The organism is Paenibacillus sp. FSL F4-0100 (genome assembly GCF_037993005.1).
In the GTDB taxonomy this organism is placed as follows: Bacteria; Bacillota; Bacilli; order Paenibacillales; family Paenibacillaceae; genus Paenibacillus_AQ.
In genome coordinates, this window is record NZ_CP150303.1 from 2,696,436 (window position 1) to 2,721,253 (window position 24,818).

Annotated in this window: 27 protein-coding genes; 19 read left to right on the top strand and 8 right to left on the bottom strand. The window is 48.3% G+C overall.

The genetic code is table 11. The annotated features are described in order from the left end of the window. Nucleotides 1-29 precede the first annotated feature (29 nt). The 18 genes from MHH48_RS12035 (at nt 30) to MHH48_RS12120 (ending at nt 15,848) form a co-directional block, all read left to right on the top strand. Complete coding sequence (locus MHH48_RS12035) at nt 30-548, top strand: DUF5590 domain-containing protein (protein ID WP_076321000.1); 519 nt, start codon at nt 30-32, stop codon at nt 546-548. Between the two features lie 264 nt (nt 549-812). Next, nucleotides 813-1,346 (top strand): hypothetical protein, encoded by a 534-nt coding sequence (locus MHH48_RS12040; RefSeq protein WP_076321001.1) that lies wholly within the window; start codon nt 813-815, stop codon nt 1,344-1,346. Further along, nucleotides 1,339-2,841: an AAA family ATPase gene (locus MHH48_RS12045; RefSeq protein ID WP_076321002.1), complete on the top strand. Its 1,503-nt coding sequence runs from the start codon at nt 1,339-1,341 to the stop codon at nt 2,839-2,841. The genes MHH48_RS12040 and MHH48_RS12045 overlap by 8 nt, the downstream gene beginning before the upstream one ends. A gap of 134 nt (nt 2,842-2,975) precedes the next feature. Beyond that, nucleotides 2,976-3,848, top strand: a complete 873-nt coding sequence (locus MHH48_RS12050) for a 3-hydroxyacyl-CoA dehydrogenase NAD-binding domain-containing protein (RefSeq protein WP_076321003.1) — start codon at nt 2,976-2,978, stop codon at nt 3,846-3,848. Then, nucleotides 3,845-5,053: an acetate kinase gene (locus MHH48_RS12055; RefSeq protein ID WP_076321004.1), complete on the top strand. Its 1,209-nt coding sequence runs from the start codon at nt 3,845-3,847 to the stop codon at nt 5,051-5,053. Before MHH48_RS12050 ends, MHH48_RS12055 begins: the two co-directional genes overlap by 4 nt. Nucleotides 5,054-5,083: 30 nt before the next feature. Then, nucleotides 5,084-6,379, top strand: a complete 1,296-nt coding sequence (asnS, locus tag MHH48_RS12060; protein ID WP_076321005.1) for an asparagine--tRNA ligase — start codon at nt 5,084-5,086, stop codon at nt 6,377-6,379. Between the two features lie 18 nt (nt 6,380-6,397). Next, nucleotides 6,398-7,147, top strand: coding sequence for a DnaD domain-containing protein (locus MHH48_RS12065; RefSeq protein ID WP_076321006.1), 750 nt, complete (start codon nt 6,398-6,400; stop codon nt 7,145-7,147). Between the two features lie 348 nt (nt 7,148-7,495). Then, nucleotides 7,496-8,110: an RNA polymerase sigma factor gene (locus MHH48_RS12070; RefSeq protein ID WP_144023402.1), complete on the top strand. Its 615-nt coding sequence runs from the start codon at nt 7,496-7,498 to the stop codon at nt 8,108-8,110. Continuing rightward, entirely contained in the window at nt 8,074-9,093 is a 1,020-nt protein-coding gene (locus MHH48_RS12075; protein WP_076321007.1) for a DUF4367 domain-containing protein, read from the top strand. Before MHH48_RS12070 ends, MHH48_RS12075 begins: the two co-directional genes overlap by 37 nt. A 157-nt stretch (nt 9,094-9,250) precedes the next feature. Then, on the top strand, nt 9,251-9,940 hold the full coding sequence (locus MHH48_RS12080) for an HAD family hydrolase (protein ID WP_076321008.1): 690 nt from the start codon (nt 9,251-9,253) through the stop codon (nt 9,938-9,940). A 27-nt stretch (nt 9,941-9,967) separates the two neighbouring features. Continuing rightward, nucleotides 9,968-10,624 carry an HAD family hydrolase gene (locus MHH48_RS12085; RefSeq protein ID WP_076321009.1) on the top strand — a complete coding sequence of 219 codons (657 nt, stop codon included), beginning with the start codon at nt 9,968-9,970 and terminating at the stop codon, nt 10,622-10,624. Nucleotides 10,625-10,904: 280 nt separating this feature from the next. Then, the gene (locus tag MHH48_RS12090; RefSeq protein WP_071218363.1) at nt 10,905-11,174 is read left to right on the top strand and encodes a CD3324 family protein; all 270 of its coding nucleotides are present in this window, start codon (nt 10,905-10,907) and stop codon (nt 11,172-11,174) included. A gap of 144 nt (nt 11,175-11,318) precedes the next feature. After that, entirely contained in the window at nt 11,319-12,353 is a 1,035-nt protein-coding gene (locus tag MHH48_RS12095; RefSeq protein WP_076321010.1) for a phosphotransferase, read from the top strand. 483 nt (nt 12,354-12,836) lie between these two features. After that, nucleotides 12,837-13,328 carry an RNA polymerase sigma factor gene (locus tag MHH48_RS12100; RefSeq protein ID WP_256720396.1) on the top strand — a complete coding sequence of 164 codons (492 nt, stop codon included), beginning with the start codon at nt 12,837-12,839 and terminating at the stop codon, nt 13,326-13,328. Then, on the top strand, nt 13,325-13,783 hold the full coding sequence (locus MHH48_RS12105) for a hypothetical protein (RefSeq protein WP_076321012.1): 459 nt from the start codon (nt 13,325-13,327) through the stop codon (nt 13,781-13,783). Before MHH48_RS12100 ends, MHH48_RS12105 begins: the two co-directional genes overlap by 4 nt. Nucleotides 13,784-13,806: 23 nt before the next feature. Next, entirely contained in the window at nt 13,807-14,922 is a 1,116-nt protein-coding gene (locus MHH48_RS12110; RefSeq protein WP_076321013.1) for a hypothetical protein, read from the top strand. Continuing rightward, entirely contained in the window at nt 14,903-15,604 is a 702-nt protein-coding gene (locus MHH48_RS12115) for a hypothetical protein (RefSeq protein WP_083659546.1), read from the top strand. Before MHH48_RS12110 ends, MHH48_RS12115 begins: the two co-directional genes overlap by 20 nt. Before the next feature lie 103 nt (nt 15,605-15,707). Then, nucleotides 15,708-15,848 carry a hypothetical protein gene (locus tag MHH48_RS12120; protein ID WP_179090574.1) on the top strand — a complete coding sequence of 47 codons (141 nt, stop codon included), beginning with the start codon at nt 15,708-15,710 and terminating at the stop codon, nt 15,846-15,848. Nucleotides 15,849-15,887: 39 nt separating this feature from the next. Here the strand turns inward: MHH48_RS12120 and MHH48_RS12125 are convergent, their stop codons facing one another. From MHH48_RS12125 to MHH48_RS12160, 8 genes are all read right to left on the bottom strand, one after another. Next, on the bottom strand, nt 15,888-16,181 hold the full coding sequence (locus MHH48_RS12125) for an SdpI family protein (protein WP_076321014.1): 294 nt from the start codon (nt 16,179-16,181) through the stop codon (nt 15,888-15,890). Between the two features lie 99 nt (nt 16,182-16,280). Further along, nucleotides 16,281-16,943: a methylthioribulose 1-phosphate dehydratase gene (locus tag MHH48_RS12130; protein WP_076321015.1), complete on the bottom strand. Its 663-nt coding sequence runs from the start codon at nt 16,941-16,943 to the stop codon at nt 16,281-16,283. After that, complete coding sequence (locus MHH48_RS12135) at nt 16,944-17,624, bottom strand: 2-hydroxy-3-keto-5-methylthiopentenyl-1-phosphate phosphatase (protein ID WP_076321016.1); 681 nt, start codon at nt 17,622-17,624, stop codon at nt 16,944-16,946. Further along, nucleotides 17,621-18,835 (bottom strand): 2,3-diketo-5-methylthiopentyl-1-phosphate enolase, encoded by a 1,215-nt coding sequence (locus tag MHH48_RS12140; protein WP_076321017.1) that lies wholly within the window; start codon nt 18,833-18,835, stop codon nt 17,621-17,623. The genes MHH48_RS12135 and MHH48_RS12140 overlap by 4 nt, the downstream gene beginning before the upstream one ends. Further along, entirely contained in the window at nt 18,832-19,701 is an 870-nt protein-coding gene (gene proC, locus MHH48_RS12145) for a pyrroline-5-carboxylate reductase (RefSeq protein WP_076321018.1), read from the bottom strand. Before proC ends, MHH48_RS12140 begins: the two co-directional genes overlap by 4 nt. A gap of 35 nt (nt 19,702-19,736) precedes the next feature. Beyond that, nucleotides 19,737-20,984 (bottom strand): glutamate-5-semialdehyde dehydrogenase, encoded by a 1,248-nt coding sequence (locus MHH48_RS12150; RefSeq protein ID WP_076321019.1) that lies wholly within the window; start codon nt 20,982-20,984, stop codon nt 19,737-19,739. Between the two features lie 58 nt (nt 20,985-21,042). Next, a complete protein-coding gene (proB, locus tag MHH48_RS12155; protein ID WP_144023403.1) occupies nt 21,043-22,146 on the bottom strand; it encodes a glutamate 5-kinase in 1,104 nt (367 codons plus the stop codon). A gap of 368 nt (nt 22,147-22,514) precedes the next feature. Then, nucleotides 22,515-23,708 carry a pyridoxal phosphate-dependent aminotransferase gene (locus MHH48_RS12160; RefSeq protein WP_076321020.1) on the bottom strand — a complete coding sequence of 398 codons (1,194 nt, stop codon included), beginning with the start codon at nt 23,706-23,708 and terminating at the stop codon, nt 22,515-22,517. A gap of 253 nt (nt 23,709-23,961) precedes the next feature. Between MHH48_RS12160 and MHH48_RS12165 the strand changes: the two genes are divergently transcribed. Next, complete coding sequence (locus tag MHH48_RS12165) at nt 23,962-24,774, top strand: carbon-nitrogen family hydrolase (RefSeq protein WP_076321021.1); 813 nt, start codon at nt 23,962-23,964, stop codon at nt 24,772-24,774. Nucleotides 24,775-24,818 lie beyond the last annotated feature (44 nt).

Consider the following 24,818-nt stretch of genomic DNA (forward strand, 5'->3'; position numbering starts at 1 on the left):
AATAATCAAGGGGAGCGAGGAAGACGGATTTGAAGAAAAAAACGAAGTGGATTTTGCTGAGTGTGTCCAGCGTGCTGCTGTTGCTGCTTGGTTTACAGCTCTATTATTCATATGTTATGAAAGATACTTGGAATGAAGAAAGAATGGCAATTGTTGCCGCGAAGCAGCATGGCCAATTGGTTACGTCCGGGAAGACCTATAAATCGGTGTGGGGCGAGGATAATAACTATTGGGTGGTAAGCGGGAAGGATCAAGACAATCAAGATCGTATGGTATGGGTGAAATTTACGGATGACAACGTACCTGTTGAAGGTGCTGACGCTGTCCAGTCCGTTTTATTGAAAACGGGAATGTCAGAAGCCCAGATGCGGGATCAGATCTATAACGAATTGCCTGGAGTGGAAATTAAGCGGTTGCTGCCTGGAATGTATGAGGGCGAGTATGCATGGCAGCTGCAGTATGAACACAACGGTCAGCGCGGCTATCGGTTTTATCGTTTTCAAGATGGTAACACTATCGGAAATGACATTATTCTTCCAAATCAATAAAAATACAGAAAGAGAGGCGCCCTTTAAAATCCATAGGGTGCCTCTCTTTTTCTCCAACATGTAAGCGCATTCAGAAAAAATATGGAAAAACTGTTCTAAATATTTTCACAGACATGCATGAAAAAGTATATAAGATGTGATATACTCGTACTTGTACAAAACGAGCATATAAATTACATGCATCGCAATATATCGTTGTTATATGTACTATTGTGTCACAAAATGATAGACAAAATTTCATATAGGAAATGAAGGAGGAACTTCATGAAACTACGCATTGTACCTATCATGCTGACTGTCGTGATCTCAGCATCGGTTCTCTTTGGCGGATGGTTTCTGTATCGGCAGATGGCTTTGCAAAATCCGCTGGCAAATGTTGTGTCGCAATATGACGGCGTGAAGGATTCTCATATAGATATTAAACAGAATACCGTTACTTTGAATCTCGATTTGGCTCCAGATACAAATTTACAAGGTTTGGTTCAGCATATTAAGAAGGAAGGCAAGTCTGTGATTGGCAAGCGGGAATTGAAAATCCAGGTGGAGGACCATTCCTCGGAAGCACTGGATCAATGGTGGGAGAAGGCCATGCTCTCAGTCGCCGAAGCAATGGATAATAAGCAGTATACTGATATTCAATCATCGCTCGAGCAGCTTGCTGCCCAGTCTCCGAATTTGAAAGCAAAAGCAACCATCGATGACACCAATGTCTATGTCAGCTTGTCAGACGGCAAGTCTGGTAAATTTATAATCTTGCCGCGTCAGCCTGGCAGCATGGAGGTGTGGAATCATGCCTAAATTAGCTAAAGAAATCATGTTAGGCTTTATTCCCGTATTACTGGTATTCCTTGTATTTGTCGGTGTGAACATCGTGCCCTTGCTCATCGCTGCAGGACTTGTAGGCGGCTTGTTGTTTATCGCTAAAATGAAAGGCGGTATTGCTGTAGGCGCAGGGAATGAGCGCAAGCGGAAAAAGAGCGGACCTGCCAAGCTGACGTTCGAAGAAATCGGCGGGCAGGATAATGCTAAACAAGAACTGCGAGAAGCATTGGATTTTCTGATTCGTCATGAAGACATTAAGAAATTCGGCATTCGTCCATTGAAAGGCATTCTCCTAACCGGGCCTCCGGGAACAGGGAAGACGTTGATGGCGAAAGCCGCTGCCCATTATACGGATTCGATCTTTGTTGCTGCATCCGGCAGTGAATTTGTTGAGATGTACGTCGGTGTTGGTGCGGGGCGCATCCGGGATTTGTTTAAGGATGCCCGGAATCGTGCGACAAAAGAAAACAAACAAAACGCCATCATCTTCATCGATGAGATCGATGTCATTGGCGGTAAACGCGAAGGCGGCCAGCAGCGCGAGTATGACCAGACGCTGAATCAGCTGCTAACCGAGATGGATGGCATCTATTCACAGGATACTCCTCGCATTCTGGTTATCGCCGCAACAAACCGGAAAGAAATGCTGGATAGCGCACTGCTGCGTCCAGGCCGATTCGACCGTCATATTCAAGTAGATCTTCCGGATAAGAAGGGACGCACTCATATCTTGAATCTGCATGCGGGTAATAAGCCGCTGCATGAAGATGTTGACTTGGAGAAAATCGCCGAGGAAGCTTACGGCTTCTCGGGTGCACAGCTTGAGAGCGTCATGAATGAAGCAGCCATTTATACGATGCGTGAGAATGAACAGTTTATCCATCAGCGTCACTTGTCCATGGCGATTGACAAGGTTATGATGGGTGAGCGTTCTGATCGCGAATCGAATTTGGAAGAGAAGAAGCGCGTTGCCATCCATGAATTGGGACATGCTATCATGGCAGAGCTTGTGCGTCCCGGCAGTGTGAAACAAGTTGCCCTCAGCCCGCGTGGTAAGGCACTTGGTTATGTTCGTCATAACCCGCAGGAGGAACAATATCTGTACACAAAATCCTTCCTGGAAGAGCAAATTATGATCGCGCTTGGCGGTGCGGCCGCCGAAGAGATCTTTTACGGGGGTCGAAGCACAGGTTCAAGCAATGACTTTGAGCAATCGCTGAACATCGTGGAGACGATGATGAAGTCGGGTTTGACGTCGCTGGGCATTGTTAACATGAATATGGTAACAACTGAAGAGTTAATGAAAGAGAATAATGTGATTTTGGAAGAGTTAATGAACCGCACTAAGAATCTCTTAGGACAAAAACGGCCAATATTCGACAATTCTCTTGATATCCTTTTAAAGGAAGAAATCCTCTCTGGGGAACAATTTCGTTGTCAATTTCGTGAAAACGCGCTTTTACCAGCATAAATTGTTATGCTGGTTATTTTTTTTTACTTTTTTGTCGTGCTAAGATATTATTATACTTTGTGCTCTGAAAATGTATTTTTCGACAAATGGGGTACAATAAAGTATAGAGATAAGGAAAGGGTGGAGTAGAAACCATGTACTTCAAAAAAATCGGCGTTGTAGGCGGCGGGACTATGGGGCAGGGCATTGCGGAGATGCTGGCAGCCAAAGGTCTTGACGTACTGCTCGTAGAGAAAACTCCAGAGAAACTGGACTATTCATACCGAATGATCGAGACCAGTCTAGATAAACAATTGGAGAAGTGGGGAATTACCCAGGCAGAGAAGAAACTCATACTGAACCGGATTCAAAAAGTAACTCATTTTGCCGAGCTTAGCACCTGCGATATGGTGATTGAGACCATAATAGAGGACTTGGAAGCGAAGAAAGAGGTATTTTCACAGCTTGATCAAGTATGTCCGAGCCATGTGATATTAGCAAGTAATACATCCACGCTTAGTTTGACCGAGCTCGCCAGCTCTACCAAATATCCTGAGCGTGTTATTGGCATGCACTTCATTCATCCTGTTTCCAAGGTAGACCTTGTTGAAATCATCCGCGGCCTGAAAACTTCGGAACATACGTTTACAGAAACAAAACGCTTTGTTGAAGAAGTTTCGGATAAAAAAGGCATCATGGTGTATGAGTCTCCAGGTTTCGTTACAACCCGCATGATTACCCTCATGATCAACGAAGCGATGCATCTGCTGCAGGAAGGCGTGGCTTCGGCGGAAGATATCGATGACGCGATGAGAATCGGATATAACTTCCAGCATGGACCGCTTGAGATGGCCGACCGTTTCGGCTTGGATTCCATCCTCGCTGCGCTGGAACGCATGTTCCGCGAGTACGGCGAACTGAAATACCGTCCATCGATTGTCTTGAAGAAACTGGTCCGCGCAGGGCAACTGGGCGTCAAAACCGGAGAAGGCTTTTTCAAGTACGATAAGGATGGTGACCGGGTATGAATATTCTCGTAATTAATGCAGGTAGTTCTTCACTGAAGTATCAACTGTACAACATGACGGATGAATCCGTATTGGCAAAAGGCTTGGTTGAGCGGATCGGTATGGATTCCTCGATTCTGACGCATAAGCCGACGGGAAAACAGGATGTTACGGAAGTCAGCGAAATTCTGGAGCATACCACGGCGATCCGCAAAGTGCTGGGCATGCTTACAAACGAGGAGCACGGTGTGATCGATTCTATCGAAAGCATTCAGGCCGTTGGACACCGCGTAGTGCACGGCGGGGAATCTTTTAAAGAATCCGCGCTCGTTGACAGTGATGCCAAAGCGGAAATCCGTCGCTTGTTCGATTTGGCTCCGCTGCACAATCCCGCATCGATGATGGGGATTAAGGCAGCAGAAACCAATATGCCGGGCGTTCCGCAGGTCGTTGTATTTGATACGGCGTTCCATCAGACGATGCCGGAGAAATCATACCTGTACGCTATTCCGAGAGTACTTTATAATAAATATAAAGTACGTCGTTACGGTGCGCACGGTACATCTCACGCCTATGTCAGCCAGGCAGCGGCAGAATTCCTGAACCGGCCACTGGAGGATCTGAAGATCATTACCTGCCATATCGGTAACGGTGCTTCCCTGACAGCAGTAAAAGGCGGGAAATCCATCGACACTTCCATGGGGATGACCCCGCTGGAAGGGCTCATGATGGGTACGCGAAGCGGTGATTTGGACCCGGCAATCGTACCGTTTGTAATGAACAAGGAAGAGCTGACCGTCAATGAAGTGAACTCCATGCTGAACAAGCATAGCGGACTATTGGCGATCTCCGGAATCAGCAGTGATATGCGTGAGATTACGGAAGGCATGGAAAAAGGCGATCCGAGCTCCACGTTGGCCTTTGAAATGTATGAGTATCGTGTTCGTAAATACATCGGGTCTTACGCTGCTGCCATGAATGGCGTGGATGTCATTGTATTTACTGCGGGCGTCGGCGAGAATTCGATCGTCCTTCGTCAAAGAGTGCTTGAGCAGCTTACCTATCTCGGAGTAGAATTGGATGAGGAGCTGAACAGCATTCGTTCCGGCGAGCCACGCCGTATTTCTGCGGCAAATTCGAAGGTCGAGGTACTTGTGGTCCCTACCAACGAAGAACTGGTTATTGCTCGGGATACGCATCGTATCGTACAAGCTTCCAACCGTTAAATAGTAGTGATATAAGGGAGAGATTTAAGCATGGCCACCAAAAGTGTGATTCGTAACGTCAACCAGCATGTCGGTGAGACCGTCACAATCGGCGCCTGGATCAACAACAAGCGTTCCAGCGGGAAGATTCAATTCCTGCAGCTTCGCGATGGGTCCGGATATATCCAGGGTGTTGTTGTGAAGAGCGAAGTATCCGAACAAGTATGGGATGACGCGAAAAGCCTGACACAAGAAAGCTCTTTGTATGTGACGGGTGTTATACGTGAAGAGCCGCGGAGCCAATCGGGTTATGAGATGACGGTTACCGGCATTGAAATTATACATCTTACGGAAAACTATCCGATTACGCCTAAAGAGCATGGTGTCGATTATTTGATGGACCATCGTCATCTGTGGCTTCGTACACAGAAACAACGTGCGATCATGGTGATCCGTGCTGAAATTATCCGTGCGGTTCAAGATTACTTTGATACCAACGGATTTACGCTTGTGGATCCGCCGATTTTGACCCCAACTTCCGCGGAGGGTACAACCAACCTGTTCCACACGAAGTATTTTGATGAGGATGCCTATTTGACCCAGAGCGGACAGTTGTACATGGAAGCTGCCGCCATGGCGCTCGGTAAGGTATACTCCTTCGGGCCGACGTTCCGTGCCGAGAAGTCCAAAACCCGCCGTCACCTGATCGAGTTCTGGATGATTGAGCCTGAGATGGCCTTCACAGACCATGAGGAGAGCCTTCGCGTGCAGGAGCAGTTCATTAGTCATGTGGTGCAATCCGTGGTTAAAAACTGCCGCCAGGAGCTTGAAACGATCGGTCGCGACATTTCGAAGCTGGAGGCGATCCAGGCACCATTCCCGCGGATTACGTACGATGAGGCTATTGAATTCCTGCATACGCAAGATTTTGATATTCCTTGGGGTGAAGACTTTGGCGCGCCACACGAAACAGCTATTGCTGAGAAGTATGACAAACCGGTCTTTATTACGCATTACCCGGCGGGAATCAAGGCTTTCTATATGAAGCCGGATCCGAATCGTCCGGAAGTCGTACTTTGTGCGGATATGATCGCTCCGGAAGGTTATGGCGAGATTATTGGCGGATCGCAGCGGATAGACGATCCACAGCTGCTTGAAGAGCGCTTCAAGGAGCATGATCTGTCGATGGAAACCTATCAATGGTATATGGATTTGCGTAAATACGGCACCGTGCCTCATTCCGGCTTCGGTTTAGGTCTTGAGCGTACCGTTGCCTGGATTTGCGGCTTGGACCATGTGCGTGAAACGATTCCGTTCCCACGGACCCTGTACCGGTTGTATCCGTAAGCCGTGAGAGGTAAGTCTATGGACCACGACGGTAACGTGGACACGGATGTGAATGGCTGGACGGCCGGCGCCGCTGCCGGCATGAGCCAAGGAATGGCGATCATTCCTTATGCCTTGCTCCGGCATTACCGGTCACTTGGGTTAAGCGACCGTGAAGCCATGCTGGTGATCCATTTGATTGGTTATCAGCAGGTGGAGTTCAAGACGTTTCCTTCGCTGGAGGAGCTTGCGGAAGTGACGGGGGCTCCCACCGGATTCATCGCTACCAGCTTGCAGCGCTTGATGAAGGTAGGGCTGATCGGAATTGATGAGTATGTGGACGAAACACAGGGGATTCATTACGAGCGCTACAATCTCCACGGATTGTATGAGAAGCTCGCTTCGTGCCTGGCTGAAGAGCACAAGGAAAAGACCCCTGATGGAACCAAGTTTGCGTCTCCGCTGTTGAATGCCCGTCCTGCTACCGACAAATCAACTGCATCGGGGAATCCCGTTTCTGAGAAGGAAGAGCGGAATTTGTTCACCATTTTCGAAAAAGAGTTTGGCCGTCCGTTATCGCCCATGGAGCTGGAAACGATCTCCGGCTGGGTTGATGCGGATCGCTATCCGGACGAGTTGATCCTCTTGGCTCTGAAAGAAGCGGTGTTTGCGGGCAAACTGCATTTCCGCTACATTGACCGGATCCTGCTTGAATGGAGCCGCAATCGGGTGCGTACCGCACAGGATGCCAAGGCCTATACGCAGAAATTCAGAAATATCGGAAGATAGATGAGAAGCACGTCCTTATGGGCGTGCTTTTTTAGATTAGAGAATGTATAAGTTTTCAGCGGAGCAAAAGCAATTCTTTAATCGCATTTATATGTTTTTGGGGTCCCCGCAAAGTATTTGGAATAAGCATCAAAGCATAGGCTCCACTTTGTGGGGCTATTTTATGTGTAATATTCTGCATTCCCCTTCCAAGCCATCTGGTTCATGATGGAAGGTGCATTAGAAGCAGTTATTCAAAAATAACTACAATCCGTATTAAAAAAAGATGTCCCTTTATTCCGCTGCCATGTGTTAAAGCTTATGAAGGCACCTGAACAATGGATTGCTGATGAAAGGGGGAATAACGGAGTGAGCTTTCAACCAATGAATTCAGAGCCTAAAGACTTGCGCCTAGAAGAATCCATAGAACAAGTTTTAAACGGGGATCGGCAAGCCTTTGTACATATCGTCGAGGCGTATCAACAGCAGATTTTCATGTATTGCTGGAGGCTATTGAACCAGCGGCAGGATGCGGAGGATGCCGTGCAGGAGATTATGGTCAAGGCTTATCAGAAGTTGGAGACATATGAGCCAAAGACCTCCTTTTCTTCATGGTTATACAAGATTGCTTATCACCATTGTCTAAATATGCTGCGAAGGAAACGATTCTTCTATAGCATTGCACCTTTGTTGAGAGAGGATAAGGAGCAAGCGGCAAGCGCAGAGCAGGAGGCCCAAAAATATATCATTGGCGAGTCCATGGAGCGTGCTCTTCGTAGGCTGTCTCCGGAGGAGCGGAACCTGCTTATTCTGCGGGTTTTTGAGGAAAAAAGCTTTGCGGAAATCGGATTAATTCTCGATAAAACCAAGGATTCGGTCAAAAAACGCTACAGCCGCCTGATACAAAAAATAAAAAAGTGGATGGTTGACAGAGAGGGGAATCTACAGTGGAAGTTAAACGAAATGACGTGGAAGAAAAGCTGATAGAGCAGGACCCAAAGAGCCATTATATCATTGATGTCAGGGATGCAGTCATGGAACGGATTGCTTGCCTACCCGCAAAGAAACCTCAGCCCAACATGTTAAGAAGACCACTCGTGATGGCAGCGTCGCTGCTGCTAGTGACTTCGCTGTCGGTGACGGTTTACGCCGCAACCGAACTGATACAGATTCGCAGCAAAGACGGAAAAGTGGTGCTGGAGACAAAACCTAAAGCTGAAGTGTCCAAGGAATTACAAGAAAAGAAGGATCGATTGCATTCGCTCGATACCGCTTCCAGGAGTTTAGCCTGGCGTTCGGCTTTGCCGGGCCAAGCCATCGCTTATTATATACATAACCAAGAGATGAATGACTTGAAGAGAGAGTTATACGGAGAGGATACATTGCTCGAATTTCAAACGGGTTCTATTTATCTGGGTTCGCTCAATGTGCTTCAAGAGGAAGCTACAAAGCGTGGGATGCCTAATATGAAGATTCCTTCCCGGCTATTAAATGAGTATTCATTTAATGAAGGTTACCTATCCTTTAATCCGGATCTATCTGATTTATTTCATGATGGAGAACCGACAGAAGTTTATTACGAAATACAAAATGAGTTAATCCGACAGGCTGAAGCTTCAACGAACAACAAAAAAGTTTTCGTTAAGGAGATTAAACCGCCAAGAGTGAGTAGCATTTCTCTGTCCTATGTAAAAGGCAAAGAATTAGAGTCTTCGATCACCGTGTTCGTGACCAAACGCGGGATGAACCCCAAGCAGGAGATCCATTTTTCCGAAGAGGATCATGTGGAAAAAGTGCTCGTTAAGGGCCGCGAGATGATTTACGTTAAATATGCGGATGCTTATTTTAATCAGGGCTTGGCTTGGGTGGATGAGCAGCATGACCTTTATTATCATATATCGTTAAATAATAAAGTTGCTCTTAAGAAAGAGGAAGTTCTTGAAATTGCAGAGAGTTTTATTAATTAATATCGATCCCACAGAGTCTGTTTTTTGGCTCTGGGGATTGTTTTTTTCTATGGTTGGTTGGCAGGTATGTGCAGCCACGAGCTGTCAATGGCAGGAGAATATCCCCACGTCAGCGAATTAAATTATTTACAGCCGATGGACGTGAGGGGAGAGAAAAATGAGATATAAAGCGATTATTTTTGATCTGGACAACACACTGCTGGATTACAACCAAAGCGAGCAGAAATGCATGCAGCAGGCACTGGAGCACTACCGGCTGCATGAGGAACTGACGTGGGAGGAATTCTGGAGCACGTTTGGACCGATTAATTTTAATTATTGGATGAACCGAATTCAGAACAATCACGATATCAGGCAGGTGCTGGAGCATTCCTTCACGGATACCTTCCTGAGGTTGAAGCGGGAATTTCGTCAGTTCCGGGAGATCTCAGAAACCTACTGGGGGTTGTTTTGCAGTTCCAACCATATGGAGCCGAATGCCGATCTTATTTTAGAACACCTGCATGGCGATGTTACGCTAGGGGTGATATCTAACGGCATTGGCGAAGCACAGCGTAAACGCCTGACAACAGTAGGATTGTTTCATTATTTTGACTCCTTTATCATTTCGGATGAGGTGAAGTGCTGGAAACCGGACCCGCAGATATTTGAACTCGCTTTGCAGGAATTGGAGGTAGGTCCTGACGAGGTGCTGTACATAGGGGATTCGCTTACGGATGATTATGAAGGAGCAACGAGAGCCGGAATTGATTTCTGTTATTATAATCGCCGGGGTGCCGTTTTAAGTGATCATCATCGACCTGCTTATACGATCAGGGATCTCCTGGAGATCAAGGATCTGGCTTAGGAATCATGTTTGAAGGAGAATGATCGAATGAGATACAATCATATTCTATTTGATTTGGATGGCACCTTGACTGATCCGCGTGAAGGCATCACAAAAGCTGTCCAATACGCACTCGGTAAACATGGGATTAACGTAAGTGATCTTTCCGAGCTGGAATGTTTTATCGGTCCCCCGCTCCAGGCGTCCTTCATCGAGAAATATCATTTTAGTGAAGCCAAGGCATGGGAAGCCGTTCTTAGCTACCGTGAATATTACAAGGACACCGGCCTTTATGAGAATGAGGTGTATGGCGGCATACGCGAATTATTGGATTTGCTGTTATCCCAAGGGCGCCGCTTGTATGTCGCTACCTCCAAACCTACGGATTTTGCCGAAACGGTTCTAGAGCATTTTCAGCTATCCGCTTATTTTTCCATGGTGTGTGGAAGCGAGCTGGACGGCACCCGGTCCGCCAAGACCGAAATCATTCAACATGTTCTGGATACGTGCCGTATTCAGACGCCTGGAGCCGTTATGATTGGAGACCGGAAGCATGATCTGATTGGAGCCCGGAACTGCGGGATACACAGCATCGCTGCAGGCTATGGTTATGGTTCCGAGGAAGAGCTGGCGGCATGCCAGCCAACCTATTGTTTCAACACTGTGGAGGAGATGTTTCGGTCGTTTGCCAGCTTGGTGGTTTGAAATCGGCTTGTAGATGAGACAGATCACTTCGATTTTTCGCGTAACATCGGTTATAATGGTCATAACCAGTCGGAATGTCATTATTTTGAAGGGAGGGCATGAACATGAAGGGAAGATTGACAATGAGCTCTATGCAAAGTCTATTTGATGAACAACGGCGGTTGTTTGCATGGAGCGATGAGAAAGTTACCGCCTGATTACCTCGTGTAGAGAGGCCGTTTATCTAAATGGACTTTGCATCCTTAAAACCTTTATTTTAATTTTAAGGAGCAGAGCTACCATGAAATATATAAACGCGGATATTATACTTCCAGAGGAACTGTTGAAGGAAGTACAGAAATATGTACAGGGCGGGATGGTGTACATCCCTAAACCTGAAGGATTGCGCAAGAAATGGGGAGAAAACTCGGGCAGCCGGGTGTATTTGAAGAAAAGAAACTTGGAAATCCGGCAGTTGTTTGCGTCGGGCGCTACGATTGATCAGCTTTCTTCTCAATTTTGTTTATCCTGCGATTCCATCAAGAAAATCGTATATACCAAAAACAAGTAATACAAAGTCACATTGGAACGATTCTGATGTGGCTTTTTCTTATGTATAAAAGTCATTTTAAATCAATCCTTATATAGGAAGGGCAGATGCTGGGGAATTATAATCATTGGAAGAACGTTCAAACGATAGAGCAGAGGTGAGTTCATGAATGATTTTTTTCAACTTGCAACAGAAGAACAACGGTGTGCGCTGCTCGCTAGGGCCAAGAAAGTTGCGATATCGGCACTTCAGCAGTATAACCTGAGATGGGTTGAGATTGAGTTTATCGGTATTTCGGACACGATTACATATCAAGTTAGGACCAACTTAAATGAAACATACTTATTGAGAATTCATTCGGATCGACGGTCCAGTAATGAAATAGACCTGGAGCTTCAATTCCTGGATGCCCTTATTACCGCAGGTATCAAAGTGCCGTCAGGTATAACCACTCCAAATGGATTAAGAATGTTGAAAATCGGTACGGAGCATGGATTCAGATCTCCTTATGTCACCGTGATGAAGTGGGTGGATGGTGTGCATGCCCATGAAAGACTTACAGAAGATCAAGCATATCAGGTAGGTGTCTTGATAGCCAGACTACATGAAGTGGCACTCGGCTTCGAAAGTTCTTCTGATTCCCGGAGACCTCTATGGGGGATGAACAGCTATGGAGAAGCACTCGTCAAGTTGAAACGATATGCAGGAACTTTTTTGTCAGAAGTCTCATGGTCACTGTATCAACTCGCAGCTGAAAAGGTTTTATCCCAGCTTGATCAGATGAAGACTGATGATTGCAATTATGGCCTCATTCATGCCGATTTACATCTGGGGAATGTGGTGTTTGAAGGTGGCCTTCCTCACCCGATTGATTTCGGTAGGTGTGGCTACGGTTTTTTTCTTTACGATCTGGCAGCGGTGATGTTGTCACTTGTTCCGAACCAACGATTTAAAGTGCTTCAAGGATATGAAAGCGTGCGGAAATTGGGCTCGGGTTATATTCAGTCTCTGGAGTGCTTTTTCATCATGATTATGATGGAGAACTACAGCCACCATGCCTCCAATCCAAGAGAGACAGAAAGTCTGAAGAGTGAGCAAATCTATGCGCTAGCCTATATTCGTGAATATTTGAGCGGGCGTTCGTTTCTGCTAAATGTGGTGGAGCCATTAGAAATAGATGAGGTGCAAATCTCTAGTTGATCCGGTCATTATAGAAGGGTATCATGATATCATAATACGTATTACAGAATGGGTGAGAAAAGCTTGCAAGTAACGAATCGCCCAGGTGGGTTTATCACCAGCTTCATCATCATGATTGTCACCATCGTATGGGTTCAATGGACTTCATTCCATCTATCTATGGCGTGGCTATTCGTTCGAAAGGTCTAGTTCCCGTGATGGTTATGCATTTTGTGATGAATGTTCTATTTGTAGCGGCATGATCCTGTAACTTTCCAAAGGGCGTCGATAGACGTTCTTTTTTTGTTTTCGCCGGTATGGGCAGACTATGGGACAGGCTGTGTTGGACTTTTTTTAAAATGATCCAATATTTTTTTTCGGAAAAGTGCAGGGGCAGCTTTCAAAGCTGACGTCTATGTATTTGGGAAGGAGGGGAGAGTTATTGATGCTGAAACGTTAATCACGCGCATCCTGCAAGGGGATCAAGAAGCCTTTCGGGAACTGGTGAACCACTACAGCCAGCACGTGTTCCATACGGCATACTCGGTCCTGCGGGATGCCAAGGAAGCGGAAGATGCGTCGCAGGAAGTGTTTATTCAAGTATACAAAGCTCTCCCCCAGTACCGATCTGAAGGGTTTAAAACCTGGATTACACGCATCACGCTAAATAAAGCGATTGATATGAAGAGGAAGCTTTCCCGTAAACCGCCGGAGCAGCTGCACGGCGAACATGATGAAGTGCTGGATAAACTCCCTTCCCGGGACGAAGACGTGGTTTCTCTGCTCGTACAGAAGGAGAGAAGAGAGGAACTTCGAGAGAAAATTAAACAATTGCCGGACAATCACCGCGCCATTATAACGGCTTTTTATTTGGAAGAGAAAAACTACGAACAAATCGCAGCCGAGATGGATGTCACGGTCAAGACGGTGGAATCGAAATTATACCGGGCCAGACAATGGATTCGGAAATCGTGGAAGGAGGAGGAATGGAAATGAACGTAAAGGGTAACGAGCTTAAGATGCTGACGGAACGATATGTTAGAGGAGAAGGCTCGGCAGAAGAACGGTCTTCTTATGAAGAGCTCATGTTATTGGATGACAGCGTGCTGGAGATCTATATGCAGGTACTGGCGGAGCTTGATTCCGAACTCCCTAGCCTCTCAGACGTGGAAGCATTTACCCAGCAGGTGGTGGAACACGAACAAATTAAGCCTTACACCCATAAAGCACCGCTGCGGATTCAGGAACGTCCAAAGCGATGGTACGAACGCGCGATCGTTCACTACACCATTGCCGCTTCCATTACCATGCTGTTCCTCTTCACCGGGGCATTTGACCGACTTCTTCCCGGCGATATGAACAGTGAGGTTCCATTATCCGAAACACCTTCTTACAGTAAACAATGGGTGGAAAAAACAACAGGCTGGCTTGACCAGCTATTATCCCGATAAGAAAAATGAAAGGAAGATGCCTTGTGCAACCGCAAAAAAGTAAAGGGTTTGCCTTTATATTAAATATCCTTCCGGGCCTCGGCCATTATTATTGGGGGAGAAAGGGACGTGCCCTGCTATATCCGTTCTTGTTCTTCGGTAGCTTGTTTGGCGGATTTGTGCTCGGGATCATGACGGCTTCCGATGCGGCTTTTGTGCTCGGAATTCTCGGAGCATTAATGATCTGGGGGATTAGCATGCTCGACCTGCTAATTGCCTTAATCCGATATACGCCTGTAACGATTATACACGATGAATATGGACGGCCGATGGAGATTCGCCAGGAAAAAAGTGATGAGTCTGAACGCTTTTATACCATACTGCTGTCCTTCATTCCCGGTTTGGGGCATTTTCAACTGGGATTGATGCAGCGCGGGTTGTCGTTCCTGATCGCATTCTTCGGACTTGGGACGATTCTGCTGTTCTTGACGGGCTTGACTCACGAATCGGTATTTCTGCTGTTCCTGGGCATGCTGCCCATCATTTGGCTCTATTGTATGTTTGATGTGGTTCAGCTGGTTCACCGCAAGCAAGCTGGAGAATTACTTATCGATCGCACGCTGTTTGATGAGCTCGAGAGCGGCCGGGAGAGCGGACGGCGGAGTAAAGTGTTTGCCACCTTGTTATCGGCCTTCCCCGGAGCGGGTCAAATGTATTTGGGATTGCAAAAACGCGGACTGCAGCTCATGGTCCTATTTCTTGGCAGCATCTATGTGCTGGATGTACTCAAGCTGTCGCTGTTCCTGTTCTTGATTCCGCTGATCTGGTTTTATGCATTCTTTGACGGTCTGCAGCAAGTAAGCCGTTACGGCAGGGAGCCGCTGCGTGATCGACCGATCATCTCAGGCCTTGGGAATCAGCAGCGCTGGCTCGGACTTGGACTGCTTGTACTTGGTGTCTATTTCGTATTTACCAGCGTGGTGATGCCTTATATCGATACACAATTCCCACAATTGCAGCTGGATTACCGCATTCGTTCCTATTTGAAGACCGCGATTATCGCCGTACTTCTCATCGGAGGTGGAATCAAGCTGATGACTGGCTCGAAAAAGGATGCATTGAGAGGAGGGCGTTCATATTATGATACCGACAACGAATGATATGTCCATTTATGATCTGGGAAGCCCTCCATCGAAGTCTGCACGACAATGGAGAGTGGGTACACTCTCGATGGGACTCTCCTTGCTCGTGCTTGGCTTGCTTGTCTTGTCCTCCGCCTGGAAAGGGGTAGAGGTGTATAGCTCCGCCGCAAGATGGTGGCCGATCGTATTTGTTCTGTTAGGTGCCGAGATCGTCAGCTACTCGCTGATTTTTCGGAGACGCGGTTGGGTCAAGTATGATATATTCAGCATTCTTCTCATCGGTTTTCTGGCTTTCTGCTGTATCGGCATGGGAGCGCTAAGTGCGACGGGTTTACTGGATCAGATTCGCCGTGAGACGATGTCCGTGCAGCAAACGATTCCGTTACCGGATCAGAAGATAACAATCCCGGACGGGGTTAAAAAAGTCATTGTTCAGGGCAGTTACAATCACAATATCCAACAAGATGCTTCGAGTTCGAAGGAGATGCTGATTTTTGGCAGCCTGCGGACGGAAGATATCAAAATGTGGAGTACGACCGAGTTGCCGTCGATGATTCAGATTAAACAGTCGGGAAACATTCTATATGTCCAGCTGAATGATCCCCCGCGCTATACTTTTCGGGGATCCTTCTCACAACTTGATGTGACGCTATCCGTGCCTTCTGCAGTTAAAGTGATCATTAGAGACCGCAGCAGTTAGGCGAGTCTGCCTGCTGTACATATGTATTGCTAATAACATTCATTGGATCAAGTGGATCCGATCTAATCAAAATGGATATGAACGAGATATGGAGGGAGATATCGTGGCCAAGAATCTGTATTACCTGTTGTACATTACTCTATTTGTTGTGACATGTTTGTTTATCTTCAATGTTTATTCATCACCGGATCAGGTACCTGCGCCTTCGATCTCTTTAACGGAGCATGAGCAGAAACGGCTATAATCCATATAAAGAAAAAACCTGTAAACGATCGGAATCGTTTTACAGGTTTTTTAGTTTTCGTTCAACGAGTATGTATATTAGGATAAAGACGATCAGGGTCGCAATACCGGTGGTCATGAAGTGGCCGGTAAGCCTGGCGATCAGCAGCAGGATGACCCCAAAGATCATCAGCAGCAAACTGACATAGGCATTGGCAACTTTAAAGTTTCGTTCATTTTTGAGAGATGACGTAGTTTTATAAGCATAAACGCTCTTGGAACTTTTAGGCGGAAGTAAAAAGAGGACCAAACCATACAAAATAAAGACGATGCCAATGGCTAAACTTTCGAGCATCCCTATACACTCCTAACGGAAAGATAACGCCGGATGCACACTGAAGACGTTGATCACGGTGCATCCGGCTGATCAAGCTCTGTATCTGCAAATATGGATTTAATTCACCTTGGAACCGGCTGCATTTAAGAGCAGACGACGGTAGGAGTATTCGAATATAAACTCAAAAGCCTCCAGATGTTTCTTTGCTTCGAACGCGTTTTTGCCCCAGGCATAGATGCCGTGGTTGCGCAGCAAAATGCCGGGTACCGCCGGATCAAGCGCATCCGGAACGAGTTCCGCAATCCGCGGAATGTCTGCATAGTTCGGCAGGATCGGAATGCGAATCGCCGCGTCCTCATCCCAAATGTTAAAGGCCTTGATCAGCTCGATTCCTTGGGCAGGGACATAACCTTGTTCACCATACCAGTCGCTGATCAGATTGTTATCGATGGTATGCACATGGAAAATGGCGCCGCAGCCGGTTTTGCGATAAATTTCGCAGTGAATCAAAGTTTCCGCACTAGGCTTTAAACCGGTTGCTTCACAAGGTACGCCGTTCTGATCCACAAAAAGATAATCTTCGGGCGTATGTACCGACTTGTCTTTACCACTGGCTGTTACCGCAAAATAAAACTGCTCTGGATTGAACTCGCCAACACGGACAGATAGATTACCGCTGGTACCCGGGAACCAGTTTCTAGAAGCAAACAGTTCCTTAATTCCTCTAAGATCCTGCAGGGCAGCCTGTTTCTGTTCAAGCTGGATATCTGAAAATGCCACTTACAGCACCTCCTGTTTAAACTTGTCTCTCATGTCGTTCTGAATATCGGTAAATGTCTCGAAGGGTACATGATGAACGCCAAGCTTCTTGCACTGCTCAGTGAGCGAGGAACGGGAATAAACTAGATCCGCCTGTTTGGCGCCTTCGAAGTCGGTAAGGCTGTCCCCGATCAGAATCCGGTAATACCGATCGGTCGGAAAACGGTCCATCACCGTAACCTTGCACATGCCGCAGTAGTTCTGACAGGATTCCTTGCAAGGATGAGGCCAAGTTATCTCGATGTGAGCACCTTCGAAATTGGAGCCGTTGCAGAAGATATGGTCTGCAGGAATGCCAAAGGGCTTCAACAGAGGATCGACAAAAAAATCGATGCCGCCGCTTGTAACGTAAAATTCAATATGTTCGGATTTTAAATAATCCAGGAATGCACTGAAGCCTTCCCGAATCCCTGCATGGCTTAGAACATAATCGGTAATTTCTTCTCTCATGGAGGAAGGGAAGAGGGCGAACATGCGGCCTACGCCTTCCCGTATAGAAATAGTGCGGTCTAGTGTATCCTGCATGATCGACTCAAAGCCTTCCGGCTTGAAGTGCTTCATGATGGCTACAATATTATCGTTGTTCGTGATGGTTCCGTCGAAATCGCAAAAAATGATCGGCTGTTTCTCTCCAGATGTCATACTTCTCCTCCCCAGATGTCCAGTGCGGCTTTCAACTCTTCGTGTTCTTCGGCAAAGTGAGCGAGCGGCAAGGATTTCATCGTTGCCTCAATCGCTTGTACAAAGGCTTTGCCGCCAGCTTCGGTTCCCATTGGATGCCCGTGGATTCCACCGCCTGCGTTAACGGCCACATCGGTGCCGAAGTCCCGGATGATGCGTGGAACGAGTCCCGGATGAATTCCTGCGGATGGTACCGGCATGCTGCGTTTCACGCCAAGTTTAGCGCTATGCAGCTCGTCGCGTATGGCCAGATTCTCTTCTCTCGGCATCGTTACAGATCCGTAAGGAGAAGGGAAGAGCACCAGATCCGCCCCGGCGATCCGCATCAGCTGGCCGAGCAGCACCGGAGCCGTTATTCCATAGTATGGAGAAGGATAAATGGCGCCGGCAAGTGCAGGATGAGCCGCGATAGGCACGATGATATCCGGATCGCTGCTTAGCTCATGCAAAACGTCATACCCATAGGACAGCACGTTAAAGAGCAGGGCGTTAGCGCCAGCATCAATAGCGCGCAGCGCTTGCTCACGCAGCTGTGACGTCCGGCCGGTTAGATTGGCTGCATAGAGCAGCTTTTTGCCTGTTTGTTGTTCAACGTCAGCAGCCGCCTGGATGCACATGCTTACCCGTTTTTCAATCGGGGTGAGGTCGTTCTCGAACAGGATTTCATCATCTTTGATGAGATCCACGCCACCAAGCGCCTGACGGATAAATTGGGCTCTAAGCTCGTCCGCATTCAGTCCGATCACCGATTTGAAGATGCTCATGAGCAGCGGACGGTCATGGACGCCAAGAAGATCGCGAATACCGTCGATGCCATACTTCGGTCCGGGAAACGCACTCAGGAAGTCGGGAGACAAATCCAGGGATGTCAGTTTAATGCGTCCGTCCATGGAAATTTTGCCGAATACCGTCACCAGTAGGGCAGGAATATCCCGGCTGAAATTAATATCCGGATAAGCAATGCTGACATCCGCATAACGACTGCCTGGCTCCCAGCCCTCGTGAACCTGAATGTCAACCACTTCGCCAAGATGCTTCTGCATCGCTTCACGCTTGGCTTGCGGCAGCTCGGTCCAGCTGCCAACCGTCATGCCAACGGCGATGGAAGTTGCTTTCTTACGAAAATCCGCCTGGTCGTCATAGATTCGGTACGTTGCGATACAGCGGCTCATGAGATCTGCTCCTTCAGCATGGCGCCCATTTCTTTGGAGCGCTCAGCGCAGCGGTTTACGGCGGCAATGACGGTTTCGAAGAAATCGCCTTTGTCGAGCGTTTCGAGGGCCGCTTGTGTTGAACCGTTCGGCGATGTGATTTTCGCGCGAAGCGATGAAGGCTGTTCTCCGGTCTGCTGCACCATCCGGGCCGCGCCCAGAATGGTTTGGAGCGTCAACTCGCGACTTTGCTCCTGCGTCAGGCCGCCGCGGATCCCCGCGGCAGTCATGGCTTCCATCATGTAATAGAAGTAAGCCGGTCCACTGCCGGATATACCGGTCAGGATATCCATCTTCTCTTCTTCAATGACCGTTACATTACCAACAGCTTCGAACAAAGTCATGACCAGTTGGCGCTGTTCTTCGCTGATTTCCTTCGAGAACGCGATTCCTGTGGAACCAAGTCCGATAGAGGCAGATGTATTCGGCATTGTGCGTGCAATGGGTTGATGGTTTCCAAGCAGCGTCTGTGTCGTATAAATCGATAATCCGGCGATTACGGAGATGATTAATTGATCGCTTGAGAGCTTCGGTCCCAGTTCTTTCAGCGCTTTAGCAGCATCCTTCGGTTTCATGGCAAGCACGATCACCGGCGAAGTTTTTAGAATTTCGATTTTAGCGGCATCGTCATTGTTGATCTGGACGCCGTACCGCTCACTCAGTTCCTGAAGGCGCTGAACATTGCTTCGGTTGAGCATCGTAATATTCTCCGGAAGCACGACAGAACGGCTCACTAATCCTCGTACGATCGCTTCGGCCATCGAGCCGGCGCCGTAGAAGGTAATTGCTTTATCTATTAAAGGTCGGTTCTGCGGGGATTGGCACATCGTTATTTCCTCCTTCATGGCTTTAGATGAATGATTTATTCGCGTATTTGACCACTACCGATAATAACATATTTGGAGGAAGTAAGCGCGGGTAACCCCATAGGTCCCCGGGCATGCAGCTTCTGGGTACTGATCCCGATTTCGGCGCCGAAGCCAAATTCAAAGCCATCGGTGAAGCGGGTCGATGCGTTATGATAGACAGCGGCTGCGTCTACTTCCTGCAAGAAGCGCTGCGCATGATCCTTATTCTCCGTAACGATACATTCCGAGTGCTTGGTGCCATAAATCGAAATATGCTCAATGGCCTCATCCAGGTGATCCACAATTTTAAGGTTCAAAATATAGTCGTTATACTCGGTAGCGTAATCATCAGACGTAGCTTTTGCAGCCCACGGAACGTAATCCAGGGTACGCTGGCATCCGCGCAGCTCGACATTACGCTCACGGAATGCTTCGGCCAGCGCAGTCAAATGCGATTTGGCATAATCCGCATGGACGAGCAGGGTTTCCATGGAATTGCAGACCGAAGGGCGCTGCACCTTGGCATTGATACTGATGGCGGCCGCCATGTCCGGGGCTGCCGAAACATCCAGATAGGTATGGCATATCCCGGCTCCGGTTTCGATGACTGGTACCGTGGCGTTCATCACAACATTCTGGATCAGCGAGCTGCCACCGCGCGGGATGATGACATCCAGCAGTCCGTTGAGCTTCAGCATTTCATCCACGGAGGAACGGTTCGGATCCTCAATAAGCTGTAGCGCATCTTTAGGCAGTGTGGTGCGTTCCATAGCTTCGTGAAGCACCTCGATGATTTTGCGGTTGGAGGAGAGGGCGGATGAACCACCGCGCAGCACGACCGCATTGCCCGTCTTCAAGCATAGCCCGGCTGCATCAACGGTCACGTTGGGACGTGCTTCATAAATGATGCCAATCACGCCAAGGGGAACGCGCTTCTTGACGATGTTCAGACCGTTCGGGCGGTCGATCGTTTCCAGGGTGTCGCCGATCGGGTCCGGCAGCTTAACGATTTGGCGCAATCCTTCGGCAATGTCCTCGATTCGAGCTTCATTCAGTGCCAGCCGGTCCAGCAGGGAGGCAGAGGTGCCGAGCTCTTTCCCACGGCGAAGATCCTCCGCGTTCGCTTCCATGATATCTGCTGTCCGCTGGATCAGGGCGTCTGCCATGATCAGCAAAGCCTGGTTTTTCTCCTCCGTGCTCAGTCTGCCAAGACGAAATGCTGCCTGTTTGGCGAGTTGGGCTTTGTTGCGTACCTCACTCATAATAAATCCTCCTTATTTGAGTTATCAGTAAATATCTAATTGGTTCATGGCAATCCGGTTATTTTAACGTGATCCATTCGTCGCGGTGAATGACCTCAAGTCGATGGATTTCCCCGATGATGCCGATCACTTTACTGCTTGGCATTCCGAGCACGGCCTGCAGTTGGTCCTCATCGTAATTGACGATCCCTCTGCCGAGCGTTTCGTTGTTCATATTAACGACTTCTACCACGTCCCCTGCATGGAAGCTGCCTTCGATCCGTTTAATGCCAACGGGAAGGAGGCTGTGACCTCCATGAATCAGCGCTTTCTCGGCGCCCGGATCAACAACGATCCGGCCTAACGGCGAGGACATAAAGCCGAGCCATTGCTTTTTCATCGGCAGGGAGGATAGGTGGGTGGCAAAATAAGTTCCTTTGCCTGCATGCTTAAACGCCTTAAGCAAATCCCCGGTCTCGTTGGCTTTTCCGATGAAGACGGGGACACCGCCGCGGGTGGCGATTTTGGCAGCATCGATTTTTGATCGCATGCCGCCTGTACCTACGCTGGAGCCAGCGCCTCCTGCCATGCTGTAAATCTCACCCGTGATTTCATCAATTTCCTCATATTTTGTTGCATTCGGCGACTTGCGTGGATCAGCCGTGTACAAACCGTCCGTATCGGTCAGGATGATTAATTGCTGGGCGCGGACCAAGTTCGCTACCAGCGCGGATAACGTATCGTTATCACCAAATTTCAGTTCGTCAATCGAAACGGTATCATTCTCATTAATAATCGGAATAACGCCTTGCTTCAGAAGCTCCGTAATCGTCATGTTGGCATTATTCATGCGTTTGCGGTTCGCGAAGTCCGTTCTCGTTAACAGAATTTGCGCGGCCTTCAATTGATAGGAGGCCAGCGCATTCTGGTATGCACGCATCAGCAGCGCTTGGCCAAGGGCTGCTGATGCTTGCTTCTCATGCAGTAGCTTGGGTCTACTCTCGTAGCCGATCTCCCGAAAGCCTGCTGCGACGGCGCCGGATGTTACGAGCAGGACCTCATGACCAGCCTTGCGGAGCGCGGCAAGTTCTCCGGCAAAGAAGGCGACAGAATCAAGATTAAGTCCGCCTTCATCTGTCGTCAGGGAGCTGCTTCCAATTTTTACGACGATGCGGGATAGCATCGTGATCACTTCCTTGTATATATGATTAGTTGGTATAGCTGTAACGAATCCATTTCCTGAAAATAAAAAAACTTTCGTCCTGTATGAAAAAGGACGAAAGTTTAACTTCCGCGGTACCACCTTTGTTGATGAGCGCAGCTCATCCGGCTTTAACCCTGTAACAGAAGGCACTGTCCTGGCAAGCCAGGCCGCTCGGGGGTAGGATTCGGAAAGGGGGTCACGGCAAATTCTTTCAGCCCATGGAATTCGCTCTCTGGTCATCGTGCCCTATGCTTTCGTACTGGTCCCGTCTTTGCGTTTTTGAAAACTGCATTCAATTGTTACTGCAAGAATAGCACATCGTTTTTGTTTTTTCAAAAGGAATTAGGTTAACCGAACAGGTTCAGCTTGCCGATTCGGGAGGCGGCTTCCCGCATTCGTCCTTCGCTGCTTAACAGGCCGACGCGGACATATCCTTCGCCGTGATCGCCAAAGCCGACACCAGGCGCAACAGCCACCTTGGCCTCCTCAAGCAGCAGGTCGGCAAAAGATACCGAGGTAAAGCCCTTCGGGACGGGCAGCCAGCTAAAGAAGGAGCCTGCTGGTTTTTGGGCTTCCCAGCCGATTTCGGACAGGGCGCCATAGAATGTGTCTCTTCTCGATTGATAGCGTGCCACCAGCTCTTCAACGCAGTTTTGCGAAGATGTGAGAGCAGTGGCCGCTGCAGCCTGAATGCCGCCGAACAGGCTGACGTAGATGTGGTCCTGCAGCATATTGATCAGCGAGATGATTTTTTTGTTCCCTAGGGCAAAGCCAACACGCCATCCGGCCATATTATAGGTTTTGGAGAGGGTGTAGAATTCTACGCCAACTTCTTTGGCGCCTTCTGCCTGCAAAAAGCTGACTGGACGATCACCATCAAACCCAATCGCTCCATAAGCAAAATCACTGGCTACCACGATCCCGTGTTCGGCGGCGAATGCCACCGTATCCTCGTAGAAGGACAGGGGAGCGACGGCGGATGTCGGATTATTCGGGTAATTCAGGAACATCAGCTTCGCTTTTTCTCGGTCTGCAGATGTGATCGCACCATAGTCGGGAAGAAACCGGTTAGTTGCGGTTAACGGCATGAATTTCATTTGGGCACGGGCCAGTGCAACGCCTGACCAGTAATCCGGATAACCGGGGTCCGGGACAAGACATACATCGCCCGGGTTCAGAAGCACTTGCGGCAGCTGTACGAGACCTGTTTTTCCTCCAAACAGAATCGCTACCTCTGTCTCCGGATCGAGATCAACATTGTAGTCTTCCTTATATCGATGCGCAATGGCTTCTTTAAGGAAGGAAAAGCCGGTAAAAGGCGAATATTTGTGAAACTGCGGATTGTCGGCCGCTTCTTTCAAGCTGGATATGATATGAGACGGTGTGGGCTGATCGGGATTTCCCTGCCCCAGATTGATTACATCGTGTCCCTGCGCCACTTGGCGGTTTACCTTGGAGACCAAGGTCGCGAAAAATTGCGTGGGCAGCTGGGACATGATCTCGGCCGGCTCTATTTGGAATTCGTTTAATTTTTTGTTCATTGCAGTTTCATCACTCCGTTATCTAATTACACTCGAATGCAGCTGATATTGAAAACAATTAGGATTAATTTAACACGATTTATCAGGGGTGTATAGAGGGAAATGGAGCTTGGGTGTTGCAGCAGCAGGGCGGAGGAGGCTATGATGATGACATAAGGAGAATGGTTGAACCCTGTAAAAGAGCCCGTTCGTTGATATCATGATTACAGCGGCGCTGATGCTGGATTCAACCGGAATAACAGGAGGCTGCAAGATGACTGGAGAAGCTAAGGCTCAATTGAATATCGCACTTATCCAAGCTGATATTGAAATAGGAAACGTGAATGCCAATATAAATAAAATGCTCGGCATGATGGAGCAGGCCGCAGCGGCTGATATGAAGCCGGATGTCATAGTACTGCCGGAAATGTGGAATACGGGGTATGCGCTGGACCGGATTCAAGAGCTTGCCGATCCCATGGGGCAGGAAACCTCGCGGATGCTGAGTGAATTTGCGCGAAAACACCGCATCCAAGTCGTGGGCGGATCTGTAGCCGAACGAATCGAAGATCGGATTTATAACAGCATGTATGTGTTTAACCGGAGCGGGGAGCAGATCGCCAAATACTCTAAAATTCACTTGTTCCGTCTGATGGATGAAGAGAAGCATTTGCAAGCCGGACAGCATACCGTAACCTTTGAGCTGGAACAATTGAAAGCGGGCGCGTCCATCTGTTACGATATACGGTTCCCGGAGCTGTCCCGCACCCTTGCACTCAGCGGCGCTCAAGTGCTGTTTGTGCCTGCGGAGTGGCCGCATCCGCGGCTGCATCATTGGAGAACGCTGCTCATGGCCAGAGCGATCGAGAACCAAATGTACGTCGTTGCGTGCAATCGAGTAGGAACCAGCGGAGAAACGGACTTTTTCGGTCACTCCATGATCATCGATCCGTGGGGTGAGGTCATTGCCGAAGGGGATGAGCAGGAAATGATCCTGACCGGTACGCTGGATTGCCGTCTTACGGATGATGTCAGAGGACGTATTCCGGTTTTTGAAGACCGTCGTCCGAATTTGTATTTTCAATAAAGTGTTTATGGTTAAACTCCTCTAAAAAATGAAGTTTCATCTGG